This is a genomic window from Nocardiopsis sp. CA-288880, from assembly GCF_050955985.1.
GTDB lineage: Bacteria > Actinomycetota > Actinomycetes > Streptosporangiales > Streptosporangiaceae > Nocardiopsis > Nocardiopsis tropica.
Map to the genome: position 1 here is coordinate 173,881 of NZ_CP192105.1, position 16,882 is coordinate 190,762.

The following is a 16,882-nucleotide window of genomic DNA, read 5'->3' on the forward strand; positions in this document are numbered from 1 at the left end:
CCGGGGCCGTGCGGGACGGGAGGCAAGGACGCCGGCGCCGTTCGTCGTGTTCGTCGGTCCGTGTCTGTTTCGCGGCTCGGGGCCGCAGGGGGACCCGGTCGGCAGGGCCGCTCAGGATAGCGCTTTCCAACGGAGGGCGTGGCATGGTTGGATCAGTGCCCGACGCAGTGCACGCACCCCTCCTGGAGGCTGAGCCATGACCACCGCCCCGGACACCACACCGGAGGAACTCGACGCCGTCCTCGAACGGGCCGCCGCCGCGGCCCCGCTCCTGGCCGCCCTCACGCCGGGCGAGCGCGCCGACCTGCTGCGCGCCGTCGCCGACGCCCTGGACGGCGCCGCCGACCGGCTCGTGCCCCTCGCCGCGGAGGAGGCCCACTACCCCGAGGCGCGCTGCAAGGGCGAGCTGGGCCGCACCACCTTCCAGCTCAGGCTGTTCGCGCAGACCCTGGAGGACGGCTCCTACCTGGAGGCCGCCGTCGACCCCGCCGACCCCGAGTGGGGGACGCCGCGCCCGGACGTGCGCCGCATCCTCGTCCCGCTCGGCCCCGTCGTCGTGTTCGGGGCCAGCAACTTCCCCTTCGCCTTCGCCACGGCCGGCGGGGACAGCGCCTCTGCGCTGGCCGCCGGGTGCCCGGTGGTCGTCAAGGCCCACCCCGGCCACCCGGAGCTGGCCCGCGCCACCGCCGGCGTCGTCGTCGACGCGCTCACCGGGGCCGGGGCGCCCGAGGGCTCCTTCGCGCTGGTGGAGGGCATGGAGGCGGGCAGGCTGGCGGTCACCCACCCGCTCACCCGCGCCGTCGGGTTCACCGGGTCGATCCCGGGCGGGCGCGCCCTGTTCGACCTGGCCGCGGCCCGGCCCGAGCCGATCCCCTTCTACGGTGAGCTCGGCAGCGTGAACCCGGTGTTCGTCACCCGCGCCGCCATGGCGGCGCGCGGAGAGCAGATCCTCGGCGGCTACGCCGACTCGGCGGCCATGGGGTCGGGGCAGTTCTGCACGAAGCCGGGCGTGGTGTTCCTGCCGGAGGACGCCGACCTCGGCGCCCTGGTCGCCGACTTCGCCGACAGGGCGGTGGGCCCGCTCCTCAACGACCGCGTGGCGGAGGGGTTCGAGCGGGGCCTGGACGCGCTCAGCGGCCACCCCGCCACCGAGGTGCTCGTCCAGGGCAGGCACACCGGCGACGGCTGGTCCCCGAGCCTGCTGCGGACCGACCTGGACTCCCTGCTGGAGCACGCCGACGCCCTCCTGGAGGAGTGCTTCGGGCCGGCGACCCTCGTGGTCGCGTACGCCGACGAGCGCCGCCTCCTGGAAGCGGCGGGGGTGCTCCGCGGCCAGCTCACCGTCACCGTGCACGGTGAGGAGGACGACCCGGTGGCGCCCGCGCTGCTGGCGCTGGGGGCGTCCGTCGCGGGGCGGGTGGTCTGGAACGGATGGCCGACGGGGGTGGCCGTCACGTACGCCATGACCCACGGCGGCCCCTACCCGGCGACCACCGCGCCCCTGCACACGTCGGTGGGCACCACGGCGATCCGGCGCTTCCTGCGCCCGGTGTCCTTCCAGTCGGTGCCGCAGTCGCTGCTCCCCCGCGAACTGCGCGACGACAACCCGCTGGGCGTGCCCCGCCGCGTGAACGGGGCCGCGCCCACCGTCTGATGCCGTCCGGGCCGGGGGCCGGGTGCGCCGTGGCGGGCGTGTCCGGCCCCCGCCGCCGCGTCCCCGCGCCCGGGCCCCGGGCGTCCGGCCGGGCTCGTGGGCGGGACCCCGGCCCGGCGCGCGGGGTCCGTACCCACGGCCCCGGTTCCGGCTCCGCGCGCGGGACCCCGCCGGGACGGTGTCCCCGGTCACGCCGTGCCCCGGCGGGGCGGGAAGCGTTCACGCCGCGGTGTCGGGAGCCTCTTCGGCCTGGGCGTCGTAGGCGTCGCGGAACGCCTCCGCGCGGAGCCGCCGCCGTTTCGCCAGGGAGGGGGCCGTGCACGCGGCCACCACGATGAGGGCGGTCATTCCCAGGAGCAGGACAAGGGGGCCCGAGACCCCGTCCAGCAGGATGCGGTTGACGCAGTAGAAGGCGTTGACGAGGGCGGTCGCCAGCCCGAGGACCACGCTGGCGAAGACCGTCTTCGCGCGGCCGAGCTCCTGTTCGACGGCGATCCTCCCCAGGCGGTTGGTCTCCGGGTCCGGGCCGAGAGTGCCCTGCCGGACGAGCCGCCAGGCCTCCGCGAGCTTGGCGGGGTCGGTGTCCGCGGGCAGGTTCGTGAGCTTGATGGATTGGCCGGCGCGCTCGGCCGCTCGGGCGGATGCCGACGTCACGGCGAACAGGGCCACGAGGATCACGCACACCACCAGCAGGAGCAGGGCGAGGATGACGCCCAGCGGCCACAGGCTCCAAGCGGTGTCGATCGTGACGAAGGCGGCGGCGCCGAAGGCCCAGAGGGGGACGAGGACCACGCCCGAGGCGCGGAGGGCGAACGCGCGCGGGTGGCTTTCGCGGTAGGTCCGGAGTCGGGCGGCCCAGTGGGTGCGCGGTGGACGGGGGGTGGAGGGGTGGGGGTCGCCCTGGGGGATCATGTCCGCAATGTACCCCTCTGTGGTTCGCCGACCGGTCGCGGCCGCCCCGACCGTGAGCGGGGAGGGCCCCGCACGCCACGACGGCGGGCGGGCCGCCGGGGGGAGAGGCTGACAGGCCGTCGTCAGGTTCGCGCGGAAGGGGTTGGGCGGGCGCGTGACCGCGCGTAACCTCGCGCCATGGAGAACCACACCGCCCCCGCCGCGACCGGCGTCGACGCGCTCGTCCGGGACCTTCCCAAGGTCGAGCTGCACGTCCACCTCGAAGGCTCGATGCCCGCCGAGACCCTCTTCGACCTGGCCCGCAGACACGCGGCCGAGGGCGTCCCCGACACCCTGGACAAACTCCGGGACTGGTACGCCTTCACCGACTTCCCCCACTTCATCGAGGTCTACCTGGCGTCGGTGACGACCCTCAGGGACGAGGAGGACTTCGCCGTCCTCACCTCGGCGGTCGCCGGGCGGCTGGCCGCGCAGAACGTCCGCTACGCGGAGGTGCACGTCAGCCTCTACACGCACCTGATGCGCGGGGTGCCCGCGCGGGTGGTGTTCGACGGGATCGAGCACGCGCGCCGCGAGGCCGAGCGCGAGCACGGCATCAGGCTCCGGTGGATCCCCGACTTCCCCGCCGACTTCGGCCTGGACAGCGCCGAGGCCACGCTGGAGGCCGTCCTGGCGGAGGGCCCGCCCAGCGTGGTGGGCTTCGGGGTGGGCGGTGTGGAGACGCCCCTGGGGCAGTACGCGGGGGTGTTCGGCAGGGCGCGCGCCGCCGGGCTCGCCAGCCTCCCGCACGCCGGTGAGCACGGTGGGCCCGAGCGCGTGCGGGAGGCCCTGGACGTGCTCCGCGCCGAGCGCATCGGTCACGGCATCGACTCCATGCGCGACGCGGAGCTGGTGGCCCGGCTGGTGGAGGAGCAGGTCCCGGTGGACGTCAGCCCCACCTCCAACGTGTGCACCCGCGCCGTGGAGGCGATCGGGGACCACCCGCTGCCCCGCATGCTCGACGCCGGGCTGCTGGTCACGCTCAACACCGACGACCCGACCATGTTCGGCACCGACCTCACCCGCGAGTACGCCACCGCCCACCGGCTGGGGCTGGGGGCCGGGGACCTGGTCCGCCTCGCGGAGAACGCCGTGCACGCCTCCTACCTGGGGGCGGCTCACCGCCGCGCCCTGCTGGCCGAGATCGCCGCGGTCGCCGCCCGCCACGGGGCGGGGGCCGGGAGCCTCTAGGGACCGTGCCCCCCACGGCCGCCGTGCGCGCGAGGGCCTTCGGCGCCCCCGCCGGATCGGCCCGTTTCCCGCGAACCCGTCCACGGCGCCTCCGGAAGCCCCGGGGGCACCCGGGCGACACCGGCGCGGGCCTCTGCCGGGCCCCGGCCGACACGCGGTCGCCGGGCTGACCGGCGGGAGCGACCCCGAGCAGGAGACTTGGGGGTGCGCGGGGCACGGCCGTGCCCGTGCCCGGCCCCGGGGGGAGACGCGATGCGACGGGACTCCGGCGGGAACGCCGAGGAGGGCTCCGGCCACGGCGGGGGCGCCGGGGAGCCCGGCCGGGCGGCCGTGGGCGGTGCCGGTGCGGACACGGGCGCCGACCGCGCCGACGGCGGGGACACCGGCCCCTACGTGTGGGACGCCCCTCCCCCGGACGGCTCCCGCGCGCGCGGCGCCCTGGCGCGGTGGCTCCTGGGCAGGCGGGTGGACGAGGTGGGCGGCCCCGGGTCGGCGCCGCACGCCGAGCGCCAGCACGCGTGGTGGCGGGTCATGTGCCTGACCGGCGTCGACTACTTCTCCACCCTCAGCTACCTCCCGGCGATCGCGATCCTCACCGCGGGCGCCCTCTCACCCGTGGCGACGCTGCTGATCGTCGTCCTCACCCTGGGCGGGATGCTGCCCGTGTACCGGAGGGTGGCCGAGCGCAGCCCGCACGGCCAGGGGTCGGTGGCGATGCTGGAACACCTGCTCCCCGAGTGGAGGGGCAAGTTCCTCGTCCTGTGCCTGCTGGGCTTCGTGGCGACGTCGTGGATCGTCACCATCACCCTGTCCACCGCCGACGCCACCGCGCACCTGGCCGCCAACCCGTACACCCCCGCCGCCGTGGCCGACCACCCGGTGCCGGTCACCCTCGTCCTCCTCGCCCTCCTGGGCGCGGTGTTCCTGGCCGGGTTCCGCGAGGCGGTCCGGATCGCCGTCCCCCTGGTGCTGGTGTTCCTGCTGCTCAACGCGGTGGTGGTGGTCGCCGCGCTGGTGCGCATCGCGGCGGACCCGTCGACCCTCGCCGACTGGGAGGGCGCGCTCCTCGGGAGCGGCCGGGGGTTCCCGTCGATGGCTGCCACCGTCCTTGTGGCCTTCCCCCTCCTGGTCCTCGGCCTGTCGGGGTTCGAGACGGGCGTCAGCATGATGCCCCTGATCCGGACGGGGGGCGGGACCGGGGAGGAGCGCCTGCGGTCGCGGATCGCCGACACACGGACCATGCTGACCACGGCCGCCGTGGTCATGAGCGTCTACCTGCTGTCCACGACGTTCGTCTCCGGGGTCCTGGTCCCCCGGGAGGCGGTGGAGCCCGGCGGGCCCGCCGCCGACCGCGTGCTCGCCTACCTCGCGTACGACCTGCTCGGCAACGGGTTCGGCGTGTTCTACGACGTGAGCACGGTCCTCATCCTGTGGTTCGCCGGGGCCTCGGCCATGGCGGGCCTGATCAACATCGTGCCGCGCTACCTGCCCCGCTACGGGATGGCGCCCGCGTGGGGGCTGGCCGTGCGGCCCGTGGTGCTGGTGTACACGGCCGTCGCGATGGCCATCACCGTGGCCTTCGACGCGGGGGTCACCGCCCAGTCGGGTGCGTACGCCACCGGGATCCTCGCCATGCTGGCCACCTCGGCCCTGGCGGTGACGATCCTCGCCTACCGCTCGGGGCGGCGGCGGGCGGTGGCCGGGTTCGGGGTCCTGACGGCGGTGTTCGGCTACGCGCTCGCCGACAACGTCGCGGCCAGGCCGGACGGGCTGCTCATAGCGCTGGCGTTCGTGGCCGGCACCGTCCTGGTGTCGCTGGTCTCACGGGCGCTGAGGAGCACGGAACTCCGGACCAGCAGCGTCCACCTGGACGAGACGGCGGTCAGGTTCGCCCTGGAGGCGGTGCTCCGGGGCCGGCTGCACCTGTTCGCCAACCGGCCCGGGTCCGGCGGGGCGGCCGGGTACGAGGAGATCGAGCGCGAGCAGATGCTCCTGCACCCGATCCCGCTCCGGACGCCGCCGCTGTTCGTGGAGGTCGAGGTGCACCACCCGTCGGAGTTCGCGAGCGTCCTGCGGGTGCGCGGGGTGGAGGTGGACGGCCACCGGGTCCTGCGGGTGCGCAGCCCGGCGGCCCCCAACGCGCTCGCGGCGGTCCTCTTGTGCCTCCGCGACCGGACCGGGGCCGTTCCGCACTGCTACTTCGCCTGGTCGGAGGGGTCGCCGATCCGGCTGCTGTTCAGGTTCGGCGTGCTCGGGGAGGGGGAGACCGCGTCGTTCACCCGGGAGATCCTCCGCGAGGCCGAGGAGGACCCGAGACGGCGCCCGGTCGTCCACGTCAGCTGACGTGCGGGCCTGCCGCCGGCCCCGGCCCGCGCGCGGGCCGCCCCTCCCGGGCGGCGCCCCCGTCGGCCGGCCGACGTCCGGCCCGGGGCCCGCCGGCGGGCGCCCGCCCCGCAGGAGGGGGCGGACGCCCGTCCGGACCGCTAGGCGGGGGAGTCGGTCAGGGGCAGCCCGCACCCGGCGCGCATGTCGAGCCACGTCTGTGCGGCCTGACCCGCGGCCTCGTCCTCGTAGGGGACGGGCACACCGCCCTGGATCCGCGCCGGCGCCCAGTCCGCCCCGGTCACACTGCCCCGGTCGAAGGTGAGGGTGAGCACCCCCGTCTCGGCGGTGGGCCCCTCGAAGTTGTAGAACACGAAGTTGCCCAGCCCGTAGTGCACGTAGGAGTCGCCGGTGAAGCCGCCCGGGGACAGGACGTGCGCGTGGCCGCCGACCACGGCGGTCGCCCCGGCCGAGACCAGCTCCTCGGCGAGGGCGGGCGCGTGCGGCAGCGGGCAGTGCGAGCCCTCCAGGCCCCAGTGGAGGAAGACCACGACGTTGTCGTGCTCGGCCGCGGCCCCGGAGACCGCGTCGAGCATCCGCTCCCGCATCTCGTTCTTGGTGGAGGCCATGCCGGGCTTGCCCTCACCCGCGGTCCACTCCGCCATGAGGTGGTCGTCCATGACGTCGGTGGCACCGAAAAGGGCCACGCTCTGGCCGTTGACCTCGGCCACATGGGGTGTGTACGCCTCGTCGGCGTCGCGGCCCGCGCCGACCAGCGCGACACCGGAGGCCTCGCCGTTCTCCAGCGTGTCGATCAGTCCGTCCGCGCCGTAGTCCATGCCGTGGTTGTTGGCGACGGTGGCCACGTCCACGCCTCCGGCGGCCAGGGCCTCCAGGACGCTCGGGGGCGAGCGGAACAGGAACTCCTTGTCGGGGGCGGGGGTGCCGCCCTCGGTGACGGCGGTCTCCAGGTTGACCATGGCCAGGTCGGCGGCGGAGAGCTGCGCGGAGACGGGGCCGAGCGCGGTGGCGGGGTCGGCCAGGCGGGGTTCGAGCATTCCCTCGAACATGACGTCGCCGCCGAAGGCGATGGTGAACGGCTCGTGGGAGGGCTCGGACTCCGTGGCGGGGGTGGGCGGGGCGGAGGCCTCCGCCCCGGGGGCGACCGCGCCCTCCACCTCTTCCACCTGCCCGTCACCCCCCGAGGAGCAGGCGGTCGCGGCCAGGAGGAGGGCGAGTGTCGCGGCGCCGGCCGACAGTGTCGTGCGCGTGCGGGGGCACGGGGGTACGGACTGCATTGCGTGCTCCAGTGGGGGCGGGGGAAACGGAGGGCATGTCCTGAGAAGAGGACGCACATCATGCGTTTCCGGTTGGCCTTCATGAACGGATGGGCGGCCATGGGCGTACCGACCCGTCACCGGTGATCACCGGCAGTGCTCAGAGTAGGGCCGGCGCTCCCTTTTTCGGCGGTACGACATCGGCTGTATTCCGGTCGGTTGTCGACTGTCCGCCGTCGATCGCACGCTCATGGCCAGCGGGTTCGGTCGAGGCCGCCGTGATCGGGGTGGGAGTTTCCTGAGTTGCGATAGAGGTCGGATTGGGACAGTGAAAGCATCGTTTCGGCTGTTGTGAGTTCCCTTTTCTCTTTCCTTTTCTCTGGCGCCGGAGGGGGTGGAGGGCGTCGTGCGAAGGGTCCTTCCGGCTCCGGCGCACCGGGAACTCCGCGCGTCGCGCACGTCTATCCGGTCTTTTCTCTCCAATGGCGCATTATGCTCATGGAACGCAAGGGGGTGGTTAGGGTATAAGGCGTGCTCGAAGTCCGGACAAACTAATCAACGAAGGTGCTTAGTGGATTACGTTCGAGGGTTTACCTGAAAAAAATTCATCATCTTTCATGGCTCTCTGTCGTTGTGTGTGTACCCTGAGTAGTCGTCTCTATGTCTGCGAACAGCAATGATTCCTCAGGGTGACATGCTGTGAGCGGAAGGTATTTGTGGCGATGGCGGACATTGCCTGAAAACGCGTGCGAGCCGGCAGTGGCTTGCTAACGTTTCGGTCCGTCGGCGGTTCGTCCCCGGAAAACCACTTCGGAGAACGCCGGACCACGACTCCCACGTGCGCGGGTCACCCCGCCGTCTCACCGCTCGCCGGTGACGGACCCGCACGGTCGTGGCAGCGGGACCGCACGAGTGCTCCGCCGCGACGCGGACACCCGGTCCGCCCACGACCACCAGCGCCACGACCGGCGCGACCCAGGCTGTCTCCGTGAAAGGTCCTAGCCGCACATGCGCAACACACTCCGTTACTCCTTCGCCACCGTGATGACCGCCGGGCTGGTCATCGCCCCCGTCACGGCGGCCTTCGCCGACACCACCACCGACGGCTCCGGCGGCATCGGCAGCGGCAACCAGATCGTCGTCCCCGTGGACATCGAGGCCGATCTGTGCGGCAACTCGCTCGCGGTGCTCGGCATCTCCTCGGCCAAGTGCACCCGGGTCTCGGAGGTCCTCTACGAGGTCAGCGGCCAGGGCGGGGCCGCCACCAGCGGCGCCGGCGGCATCGCCAGCGGCAACCAGATCATCGTGCCCGTCGACGCCGCCGTCGACGCGTGCGGGAACTCCGTCGCCGTCGGCGGCATCTCCGAGGCCGAGTGCCTGGAGGTCGTCGAGGTCCTGGAGCAGGAGAGCGCCGACGCGCCCCGCGCCCTCACGGACGGCTCCGGCGGTGTGGCCAGCGGCAACCAGATCATCGTCCCCGTCGACGCGGCCATCAACGTCTGCGGCAACTCGGTGGCCATCCTGGGCGGCTCCAGTGCCAAGTGCACCACCATCATCAACATCATCCAGGCCTCCCCCGAGAACGAGGGCGGACCCTCCACCAGCGGCGCGGGCGGTGTGGCCAGCGGCAACCAGGTGCTCGTCCCCGTCGACGCCGCCGTCGACATCTGCGGCAACGCCGTCTCCGTGCTCGGCCTCGCCCAGGCCGCCTGCATGGAGACCATCTCCGAGGGCGGGGACCCCGACCCCGAGACCCCCGAGGAGCCCGAGGAGCCGGGTGGCGGGACCCCCGAGGAGCCCGAGGCCCCCGAGGAGGAGCCCGCCGTTCCCGAGGTGCCCCGTGAGGAGGACAGGGGCGAGGACGACTCCAGCGTCAGCGGCGACCGGCCCGCCACCCCCCAGCCGCAGGCCGACGAGCAGCTCGCCGTGACCGGTACCGCTCTGGGCGGCCTCGTCGCCGCCGCGGTCGCCGCGATCGGCGCGGGCGGCGCGGGCCTGTACTTCGCCCGCAAGCGCAAGGCGTCCGCCGCCGCCGGCCACGAGGAGTAGGAGGCCCGGGTCCGGCACGGTCCGGACCCGGCACGGGCGCGGGACGCGGGGAGGGGAGGCTTCCCGCGTCCCGCGCGCCCACGCGGGGCCGCCGGACGCCGGCGGCCCCGCGGCCGTTCGCGAGGGGCGGTGCGGGGCGGCCCGGAGCGTCTCATAACCTCGAAGACGTGCTCAAGGTCCTGTTGTCGCAACGCATGCTGGCGTTCCACGCGCTCGTCCTGGTGATCGTGCCCAGCTTTGTCTGGCTGGGCTTCTGGCAGCTGGACCGCTGGGAGCTGCGCAGCGCGTCCGTCAACCTCCAGCAGGACAACCTCGCCGCCGAACCCGTTCCCGTCTCGGAGCTGGCCGCCGTCGGGGAGGACGTCGCCCCCGGCGACCGGTGGCGCACCGTCGAGGCCTCCGGCACCTGGGACACCTCCCACGAGATCCTCCTGCGCAACCGCGACGGGTCCGGCGGTGTCGGGTACCACGTCCTGACCCCCCTGGTCGGGGAGGACGGTACGGCCGTCCTGGTCAACCGCGGATGGATCCAGCGCGGCGAGACCGCGCTGGACGCCCCCGAGCCCCCGGCGGCCCCCGGCGGGACCGTGGAGGTGACCGGGCGGCTGCACTTCTCCGAGACGGAGGAGAACAGCGGCCTGCGCAACCGCGACGACCTGCCCGAGGGGCAGCTCATGATGGTCGACGTCGACATGATCGCGGACGGACTGCCCTACCCGGTCTACGGCGGGTTCGTCGAGCTCACCCGGCAGGACCCGGCGCCCGATCCGGCCCCCGAGCCGGTCGAGCTGCGCGAGGTGGACTCCGGCATGAGCGCCTCCTACGCCGTGCAGTGGTGGGTGTTCGCCGTCGTCGCCGTCGCGGGCTGGATCTTCCTCGTCCGCCGCGAACTGCGCGAGGCCCGAGAGGCCCGTGAGGACGGGCGTCCGGAGGAGGCGGCCCCCGCGGGGCCGCCCGAGCAGGAGCCGTCGGAGGCCGCCGCCGGGACCGGTGGCGGTACCGACCGTTGAGTCCCCGGCCACGGCACGAGGAGCCAGCCCCATGCACGACGAGACCGACTACCCGGCGCCCGGACACGTGGAGCGCCGCGACGTCGACGCGGGGGAGAGCTCCCGCGCCGGACGCCTGTGGTGGGACGGCGCCGCCGACGCCTACCAGGCCGAACACGGCGGCTTCCTGGGCGACGCCGATTTCGTGTGGTGCCCGGAGGGGCTGACCGAGGAGCGGGCCGGGCTGCTCGGCGACCCCGCGGAGCTGCGGGGGGCGCGGGTCCTGGAGGTCGGCTGCGGTGCGGGCCAGTGCGGCCGGTGGCTGCGCGCGAGGGGCGTGCGGGAGGTGGTCGCTTTCGACCTGTCGTTCCGGCAGCTGCAGCACTCGCGGCGGATCGACGCCGAGACGGGGCACAGCCTGCCGACCGTGCAGGCCGACGCCCAGAGGCTGCCTTTCGCCGACGCCTCCTTCGACGCGGTGTTCTCGTCGTTCGGCGCGTTCCCGTTCGTGCCCTCGGCCGACGACGCCCTCGGTGAGGCGGCGCGGGTCCTGCGCCCCGGCGGGCGCCTGGTCTTCTCGGTGACGCACCCGGTCCGGTGGAGCTTCCCGGACGACCCCGGCGAGGAGGGGTTCACCGTCCACCAGTCCTACTTCGACCGCCGTGCCTACGTGGAGGAGGACGACGAGGGCAACGCGGTCTACGTGGAGCACCACCACACGGTGGGCGACTGGGTCCGGGGGATCGCCCGCGCGGGGCTGACGCTGAAGGACCTGGTCGAACCGGAGTGGCCGGAGGGGCTCGACCGCGTGTGGGGAGGCTGGGGGCCGGTGCGGGGCCGGATGATCCCCGGTACCGCGATCTTCTCCGCGGTCAGGCCGAAGGGCTGAGGGCCGGACGGGACTCCCCGTCTCAGAGGCCGGGCGTCCCGGCCAGGTATTCCGGGGGCACGGCGGCGACGAGCCACACCCCGTTCCCGGTCACACGGAAGACGTGGCCGTCGGCGTGCATGCGTCCGGCGGCCACGGAGAGCACCACGGGCGGCGTATGTTCGCCGGTCTGTTCACAGAGGGATGATCCCGTGTGCGCGCCGTCGCGGGCCAGGGGTTTCCGGGGCTGTCCGGATGCGGAAACCTCCTTGGACGTCCGGGCCCGGGGGAGTAGTTTGCGTGGTCCGGGCGGGAGACGGTCCGGACCGGGGTTCGGCTCGGGCGCCCGTGACCGGGCCGGCCGACTCCCGGGACCGCGGGCCGGGCCCGCGCCGTGGACCACAGGAGGAGGGCCCCGTGTCCCAGAGGTTGCGTGCCGTGTGGCGGGAGACCCGCGACGCCTTCGAGCAGGGGCACTACCGGGTCGGGGAACGGCTGGTGGACCTGTCGGGGGACCTGGCCGCGATGCGGGCGGGCACGCGGCTCTACCTGCCGGGCGAGCCGGAGGCGCCGTCCGGGCCGGGGGCGCGGCGCACGACCCGCCTCGAGGTCACCCGGGAGAGCACGCTCGCCGCGGCCGGGCGCCTGGCGTCCGGGCCGGGGCGGCCCCATGTGGCGGCGCTGAACTTCGCGTCCGCCCGCAGGCCCGGCGGCGGCGTCGCCAACGGCGCGCGTGCGCAGGAGGAGAGCCTGGCCAGGTCGAGCGCCCTGTTCGCCTCCCTGGTGCTGTGTCCGGAGTACTACGACCACCACCGGGAGCACGTGAGCCTGCTCTACACGGACAGGGTGATCTGGTCGCCCGGCGTGCCGGTGTACCGCGACGACGGGGGAGGATGGCTGCCGGAGCCCCTGCTGGTCTCCTTTCTCACCTGCGCCGCGCCGAACCGGCGGATGATCGAGCGCAACCGGGTCGAACCCGCCGACCCCATCCCCGGCGTCCTGGCCGCGCGGGCGCGCGGCGTGCTCGCCGTCGCGGCCGAGCAGGGGGTCGACCGGCTGGTGCTCGGGGCGTGGGGGTGCGGCGTGTTCGGCAACCACCCGTCGGAGGTGGCGGCGGCCTTCGCGGGGCACCTGAGGCCGGGCGGCGGGTTCACGGGGGTGTTCGAGCACGTGGTGTTCGCGGTCCTGGACCGCGACGACACGGTGCGGGAGGCCTTCGCGGGGGCGCTGTGACCCCGCGTCCGGCGCGGGTCCGCGTCAGTCCCCGGGCACCACGCCGGCCCGGCGGGCGGACTCGTCGGCCTGCGCGAGCCTGCGCAGGACGGCCATGAGGGTGTCGCCGAGCACCGAGTACACGACGGCGCTCTCCAGGATCTCGTCGGTGCCCGTGACCCGGCCGATGACGTCGAGGTCCACCCGGGCCGCCTGCTCCATGGTGGCGGCGTAGCCGTCGAGGGCCTCGTCGTCGAGGGGGCGCCCTGCGCGGCGGTAGGTGGAGACCACCTCGGCCAGGTCGGCGGCGGCGCGGTTCTCGGGGTGGACGTGCCAGCCGCGCCGCTCGAACAGGGCCCGCACCCGGCCGTGGTCCTCCTCGTCGGCGGCGGCGACGCCCTTCGTGGCGGGTGGGAGCACGTGCATGGCGTGGCCGAGGAGTTCGTGGGTGATCGGCGGCTCGGGGGAGTCGACGCGGGCGAGGACCTCGCGGGTGGTGGCGATGGGCAGGCCGCCCACGTCGGTCAGGGCGCGGACCAGGCGCAGCCGGTGGAGGTGCCCTTCCCCGTAGCTCGCCTGGTTGGGGCCGGTGCGCTCGCCCCGGGGCAGGAGCCCTTCGCGGAGGTAGTACTTGATCGTCGGCACGGGGGTTCCGGACCGCTCACTCAGATCGCCGATACGCATGGGCCCATCCTCGCTTCTTTCCCTTGCCGCGTCCCGATACGTCATGGATAGTAAAGGTATCCATAATGGATAGTGGAAGTATCCAAAAAGGAGAAGCGTGAACCTCCCGACCACCCCCCGCCCCGCCCCCGGCGCGTTACCGCGGACCGCTCCGGCCTGGCACCGCCCCCTCATGGCGACCGCCGCCCTGTGCGCGGTCGTCCTGGCGGCGGCCCTCGTCGGCCTCGCGGTGGACGACCGCACCCTCGTCGGCCGCCCGATCTGGCTCAAGCCGGCCAAGTTCGCCCTGTCGATCGCGGTCTACAACGTCACCCTGGCGTGGCTGCTCTCGCTGCTCGTGCGGTGGCGGCGCACCGGGTGGTGGCTCGGGACGCTCTTCTCCGCCATGGTCCTCGGCGAGCTGGCCGCTATCGGGCTCCAGGCCTGGCGGGGCGAGCTCAGCCACTACAACTACGCGACCCCGTTCGACACGGCCGTCTACAACGCCATGGCCGCCATGATCGTCACCGCGTGGACCGCCAACCTCGGGATCGGCGTCCTGCTGCTCGTGCAGCGCGTCGGCGAGCGCTCCACCACCTGGGCGGTGCGGATCGGCACGGGGATCGCCCTCGCCGGAATGGCCGCGGCCTTCTTCATGACCGTCCCGTCCGACCAGCAGATGGTCGCCCTGGAGAACGGCGGACCGGGGGACGTGATCGGGGCGCACACCGTCGGCGTGGCGGACGGCGGGCCGGGGCTGCCGGTCGTGGGCTGGAGCACGGTCGCCGGGGACCTGCGGGTCGCCCACTTCGTCGGCATCCACGGGCTCCAGGCGCTCGTCCTGCTCGCCCTGCTCCTGGTGGCGCTGGGCCGTCGCCACCCGCGGCTGGAGCCGGACGCCGTGCGGCTGCGCGTGGTCGCCGTGGTCGGATCGGCCCACGCGGCGCTCCTGGTCCTGACCGCCTGGCAGGCGCTGCGGGGCCAGTCGGTCGTGCGCCCGGACGCCGTCACCCTCCTGGCCGCAGCACTGCTGGCCGCGGCGACCGCGGCGGGCCTGTGGTGGGCGCTGCGCAGACGCGGGGGCGGGAGCGGCCGCGAGCGGAACGGGGCGACCGGGCGGGCCTGAGCGGCCTCCGCGTCCGGTCGGCCCGTATCATCCGTGTGACCGGACGCGGAGGAGGCACGGTGCGGCTCAAGCTCGACCTGCACGACATCTTCAACAAGGGCCGCGACATCGACAAGGCCCTCGGCGACATCATGGACGAGGCCGAGCGCACCGGGGCCAGAACCGTGGAGATCATCCCCGGCAAGGGGTCGGGGCAGCTGAAGAAGCGGGTGCTGCGCTACCTCGACCGCAAGGACGTCAAGGCCCGCTACCACCGGGTCGAGAAGGACTCCAAGAACTTCGGCCGCCTGTTCGTCCACTTCAAGCGCTGACGCGGGGGGTCCGATGGGTGGGCGGCAGCAGCGTTTGTTCAGCGACCGGTTGGTCCTGGAACCCCTCGTGGAACGGCATGCCGACGGCGTGGTGGACCTGTTCGCCGACCCCGCCATGAGTTCGCTGTCGGGGGCGGACCTCTCCGACCCGGCCCTGGCCCGCCGGATGGTCGACAGCAGGCTGGCCTACGACGGGCCGCCGGAGCTGGGGCACTGGGCCGTGCTGCTCGGCGGCGACCTGGTCGGCCTCGCCCATCTGCGACCCTCGGGGGAACTGCCCGGCGGGCTGCCGGAGATCGGCTGGTACCTGGCCGTTCGCCACGGTGGGAAGGGGCTGGCGACCGAGGCGGCCCGCACCCTGCTCCGCCACGGCCTCGACGAGCTGGTGCTGCACTCGATCTGGGCGCTGATCCACGTCGACAACGCGTCCAGCCTGCGCCTGGCCGCCCGTCTGGGCTTCCTCCCCGTCGGTGAGGGCCGGCACTACAACGGTCCCCACCGCGTCCACGTCGCCCTCCCCGGCCAGGTCTGAGTGCCTCCGAGGTCCCGCAGTGCGGCTTCACAAGTGTCCCGGCCGCCTGTGCGTCCACTTCAGGCGCTGGCCCGGGGCGGTCGGAGCGCAACCCAGCCGTGCGATGCCCCGGCCCGTGGACGGGCATCTACGGGCCGCCGAGGGGTCTCGGGCCTCCCGGCGGGGGGCGCCGGGGAGTTCTCGTCCGAACGGTTCAGGCGTCGCGGCGCACCAGGAAGACCGCGTACACGGCGAGGGCCACGAGAGCCCAGACCGCGAGGGTCAGCGCGGCGATTCCGGGTGGAAGCTCATGCACGTCGTAGGCGGGGGCTCCGATCAGGCTCAGGCCGGCCTGGTCGGGCAGGAGCCTGAGCGCTTCCGGCCACTGCAGGACGCCGGTGGCGACGACCAGGGGGAGGGTGATCAGGATCCCCAGGGGCGTGATCGTGCTGCGGAGGAGGCCGGCGAGGCCGAAGGCGATCACCGACATGAACGCGTACACCGCGATCCACCGTCCGAGGTCGAGGAGAAGCTCTCCCGCCCCCGACCCGGCCGAGACCCCGATGAGCAGTCGCGCGGGGGCGAGCACGACGACCGCCGCGGTGAGCACGGTGGTGACCATCGCTCCCAGCTTCCCGAGCACCAGGGCGCGGCGGTCCGGGGTCGCGGTGAGGCTCATGCGAAGCTGGCCTCCGCGGTATTCGCTCGCCGCGGCGTGCACGGGCAGGACCAGGAACGCGTACACCGGGGCGAGCATGAGAGTGCCGAAGGAGGACAGCGTCGAGGGCCCTTGGGAGCCTCCGGTGTAGAAGGTGACCCCCGACGCCTCGATCACCGCCAGGAGCGTGTTCGCGGCCAGGGTGACGGCGAGCATGGTGATGCCGACCGGGTTCGTGATGATCTTGGTGATCTCTGCGGCGGTGACGTCGCGTCGACGGATCACGGGCGGCTCGGTCCTCGTGTTCACCTTGCGTCCCTCCGCTTGACGGCGAGCGTCGCGACGACAGAGGTGACGAGCGCCCAACCGGCCAGGACTGCCGCGCCGTGCCCGGCGCTGCCGGTCAGCGGCGCGCCCGCGTCCCGTCCCTGCAGCAGAAGGTTGCGCGCCGCGCTCAGGGGCAGGAACGCGTCCACGGCGGGCGAAACCATCGCGACCACCTGGGCCATGGTCAGCATGACCAGGATCACCGTCGCGATGATCCCGGTCAGAGTGCGCCGGGTGATGAGGGTGATCCCGGCGCCGATCAGGGTGAACGTCACGGTGAAGAGGAGCAGGGCGGCCTCGGCCGCCAGCATGTCCGTGCTCCACAGCATGCCGGGGTTCCAGTTCCGGACAGCGATGTACATGAAGGCGTTGGCCATGGCGATGCACACGAGCCCGAGCACGAGCGCGTAGGCCGTCATGGCCGAGAGCTTGCCCAGGACCAGGCGGAGGCGGTGGGGAACGGCGACCAAGCTCAGGCCGAGCTGCCCCGCCCGGAACTCCGTACCCGCGAGCACCGCGCCGAGGATCGGGAAGAGGAGGCCCGGATTGAAGACGCTGACACCGAGCGTCTGCCGGAGTTCCGTCTCGGCGTGAACGGCCCTTCCATCGACCTCGGACATACCGTCGGGCCGCACGTTCGCGACGGTGTCGATGTTGAATCCGAGAGTCTGGTACTGGAAGAAGACGTTGAGGGCGAGGATGACGCCCGTGATCACCCAGACGCTCGGGAGGGTCAGGACCTTCGTCAACTCGGATCGGACGACGCTCAGCAC

At 73.6% G+C, this 16,882-nt stretch carries 15 protein-coding genes and 1 pseudogene; 10 read left to right on the forward strand and 6 right to left on the reverse strand.

The window, feature by feature from the left end:
* Positions 1 to 196: 196 nt before the first annotated feature.
* A complete protein-coding gene (locus ACQPYD_RS00820) occupies positions 197 to 1,654 on the forward strand; it encodes an aldehyde dehydrogenase (NADP(+)) (RefSeq protein WP_433699336.1) in 1,458 nt (485 codons plus the stop codon).
* Positions 1,655 to 1,873: 219 nt separating this feature from the next.
* Here the strand turns inward: ACQPYD_RS00820 and ACQPYD_RS00825 are convergent, their stop codons facing one another.
* The gene (locus tag ACQPYD_RS00825; RefSeq protein WP_433699337.1) at positions 1,874 to 2,566 is read right to left on the reverse strand and encodes a hypothetical protein; all 693 of its coding nucleotides are present in this window, start codon (positions 2,564 to 2,566) and stop codon (positions 1,874 to 1,876) included.
* 177 nt (positions 2,567 to 2,743) lie between these two features.
* Between ACQPYD_RS00825 and add the strand changes: the two genes are divergently transcribed.
* Together add and ACQPYD_RS00835 are read left to right on the forward strand one after the other, a co-directional pair.
* Entirely contained in the window at positions 2,744 to 3,796 is a 1,053-nt protein-coding gene (add, locus tag ACQPYD_RS00830; RefSeq protein ID WP_433699338.1) for an adenosine deaminase, read from the forward strand.
* A 252-nt stretch (positions 3,797 to 4,048) separates the two neighbouring features.
* A complete protein-coding gene (locus tag ACQPYD_RS00835) occupies positions 4,049 to 6,139 on the forward strand; it encodes an amino acid transporter (protein ID WP_433699339.1) in 2,091 nt (696 codons plus the stop codon).
* A 140-nt stretch (positions 6,140 to 6,279) separates the two neighbouring features.
* On the opposite strand, the gene ACQPYD_RS00840 is transcribed toward ACQPYD_RS00835, so the two are convergent.
* Positions 6,280 to 7,416 carry a CapA family protein gene (locus ACQPYD_RS00840; protein ID WP_433699340.1) on the reverse strand — a complete coding sequence of 379 codons (1,137 nt, stop codon included), beginning with the start codon at positions 7,414 to 7,416 and terminating at the stop codon, positions 6,280 to 6,282.
* A gap of 987 nt (positions 7,417 to 8,403) precedes the next feature.
* Between ACQPYD_RS00840 and ACQPYD_RS00845 the strand changes: the two genes are divergently transcribed.
* The 3 genes from ACQPYD_RS00845 to ACQPYD_RS00855 all read left to right on the forward strand — a co-directional run bounded on the left by ACQPYD_RS00845 (position 8,404) and on the right by ACQPYD_RS00855 (position 11,322).
* Positions 8,404 to 9,444: a chaplin family protein gene (locus ACQPYD_RS00845; RefSeq protein ID WP_433699341.1), complete on the forward strand. Its 1,041-nt coding sequence runs from the start codon at positions 8,404 to 8,406 to the stop codon at positions 9,442 to 9,444.
* A 167-nt stretch (positions 9,445 to 9,611) separates the two neighbouring features.
* Positions 9,612 to 10,454, forward strand: coding sequence for an SURF1 family cytochrome oxidase biogenesis protein (locus tag ACQPYD_RS00850; protein WP_433699342.1), 843 nt, complete (start codon positions 9,612 to 9,614; stop codon positions 10,452 to 10,454).
* 31 nt (positions 10,455 to 10,485) lie between these two features.
* Positions 10,486 to 11,322, forward strand: coding sequence for a class I SAM-dependent methyltransferase (locus ACQPYD_RS00855; protein WP_433699343.1), 837 nt, complete (start codon positions 10,486 to 10,488; stop codon positions 11,320 to 11,322).
* Positions 11,323 to 11,344: 22 nt separating this feature from the next.
* Here the strand turns inward: ACQPYD_RS00855 and ACQPYD_RS00860 are convergent.
* Positions 11,345 to 11,473, reverse strand: a pseudogene (locus ACQPYD_RS00860) (RNA 2'-phosphotransferase); the annotation flags it as partial.
* 245 nt (positions 11,474 to 11,718) lie between these two features.
* On the opposite strand from ACQPYD_RS00860, the gene ACQPYD_RS00865 reads away from it, so the two are divergent.
* The gene (locus tag ACQPYD_RS00865) at positions 11,719 to 12,534 is read left to right on the forward strand and encodes a TIGR02452 family protein (RefSeq protein ID WP_433699344.1); all 816 of its coding nucleotides are present in this window, start codon (positions 11,719 to 11,721) and stop codon (positions 12,532 to 12,534) included.
* 24 nt (positions 12,535 to 12,558) lie between these two features.
* On the opposite strand, the gene ACQPYD_RS00870 is transcribed toward ACQPYD_RS00865, so the two are convergent.
* Entirely contained in the window at positions 12,559 to 13,197 is a 639-nt protein-coding gene (locus tag ACQPYD_RS00870) for a MerR family transcriptional regulator (RefSeq protein WP_433699345.1), read from the reverse strand.
* A gap of 97 nt (positions 13,198 to 13,294) precedes the next feature.
* Between ACQPYD_RS00870 and ACQPYD_RS00875 the strand changes: the two genes are divergently transcribed.
* The 3 genes from ACQPYD_RS00875 (at position 13,295) to ACQPYD_RS00885 (ending at position 15,145) form a co-directional block, all read left to right on the forward strand.
* Entirely contained in the window at positions 13,295 to 14,302 is a 1,008-nt protein-coding gene (locus ACQPYD_RS00875; RefSeq protein ID WP_433699346.1) for a hypothetical protein, read from the forward strand.
* A gap of 59 nt (positions 14,303 to 14,361) precedes the next feature.
* Positions 14,362 to 14,613, forward strand: coding sequence for a Smr/MutS family protein (locus ACQPYD_RS00880; protein ID WP_433701910.1), 252 nt, complete (start codon positions 14,362 to 14,364; stop codon positions 14,611 to 14,613).
* Positions 14,614 to 14,680: 67 nt separating this feature from the next.
* Positions 14,681 to 15,145 (forward strand): GNAT family N-acetyltransferase, encoded by a 465-nt coding sequence (locus ACQPYD_RS00885; RefSeq protein WP_433699347.1) that lies wholly within the window; start codon positions 14,681 to 14,683, stop codon positions 15,143 to 15,145.
* Between the two features lie 193 nt (positions 15,146 to 15,338).
* Here the strand turns inward: ACQPYD_RS00885 and ACQPYD_RS00890 are convergent, their stop codons facing one another.
* The gene (locus ACQPYD_RS00890; RefSeq protein ID WP_344182531.1) at positions 15,339 to 16,091 is read right to left on the reverse strand and encodes an ABC transporter; all 753 of its coding nucleotides are present in this window, start codon (positions 16,089 to 16,091) and stop codon (positions 15,339 to 15,341) included.
* A complete protein-coding gene (locus tag ACQPYD_RS00895) occupies positions 16,088 to 16,882 on the reverse strand; it encodes an ABC transporter permease (RefSeq protein WP_433699348.1) in 795 nt (264 codons plus the stop codon). The genes ACQPYD_RS00890 and ACQPYD_RS00895 overlap by 4 nt, the downstream gene beginning before the upstream one ends.

Excerpts from the sequence above, each read along its gene's own strand:
- add (WP_433699338.1), top strand. The coding sequence starts at position 2,744 with ATGGAGAACCACACCGCCCCCGCCGCGACCGGCGTCGACGCGCTCGTC.
- ACQPYD_RS00825 (WP_433699337.1), bottom strand. The coding sequence starts at position 2,566 with ATGATCCCCCAGGGCGACCCCCACCCCTCCACCCCCCGTCCACCGCGC.
- ACQPYD_RS00845 (WP_433699341.1), top strand. The coding sequence starts at position 8,404 with ATGCGCAACACACTCCGTTACTCCTTCGCCACCGTGATGACCGCCGGG.
- ACQPYD_RS00840 (WP_433699340.1), bottom strand. The coding sequence starts at position 7,416 with ATGCAGTCCGTACCCCCGTGCCCCCGCACGCGCACGACACTGTCGGCC.
- ACQPYD_RS00820 (WP_433699336.1), top strand. The coding sequence starts at position 197 with ATGACCACCGCCCCGGACACCACACCGGAGGAACTCGACGCCGTCCTC.
- ACQPYD_RS00855 (WP_433699343.1), top strand. The coding sequence starts at position 10,486 with ATGCACGACGAGACCGACTACCCGGCGCCCGGACACGTGGAGCGCCGC.
- ACQPYD_RS00870 (WP_433699345.1), bottom strand. The coding sequence starts at position 13,197 with ATGCGTATCGGCGATCTGAGTGAGCGGTCCGGAACCCCCGTGCCGACG.
- ACQPYD_RS00835 (WP_433699339.1), top strand. The coding sequence starts at position 4,049 with ATGCGACGGGACTCCGGCGGGAACGCCGAGGAGGGCTCCGGCCACGGC.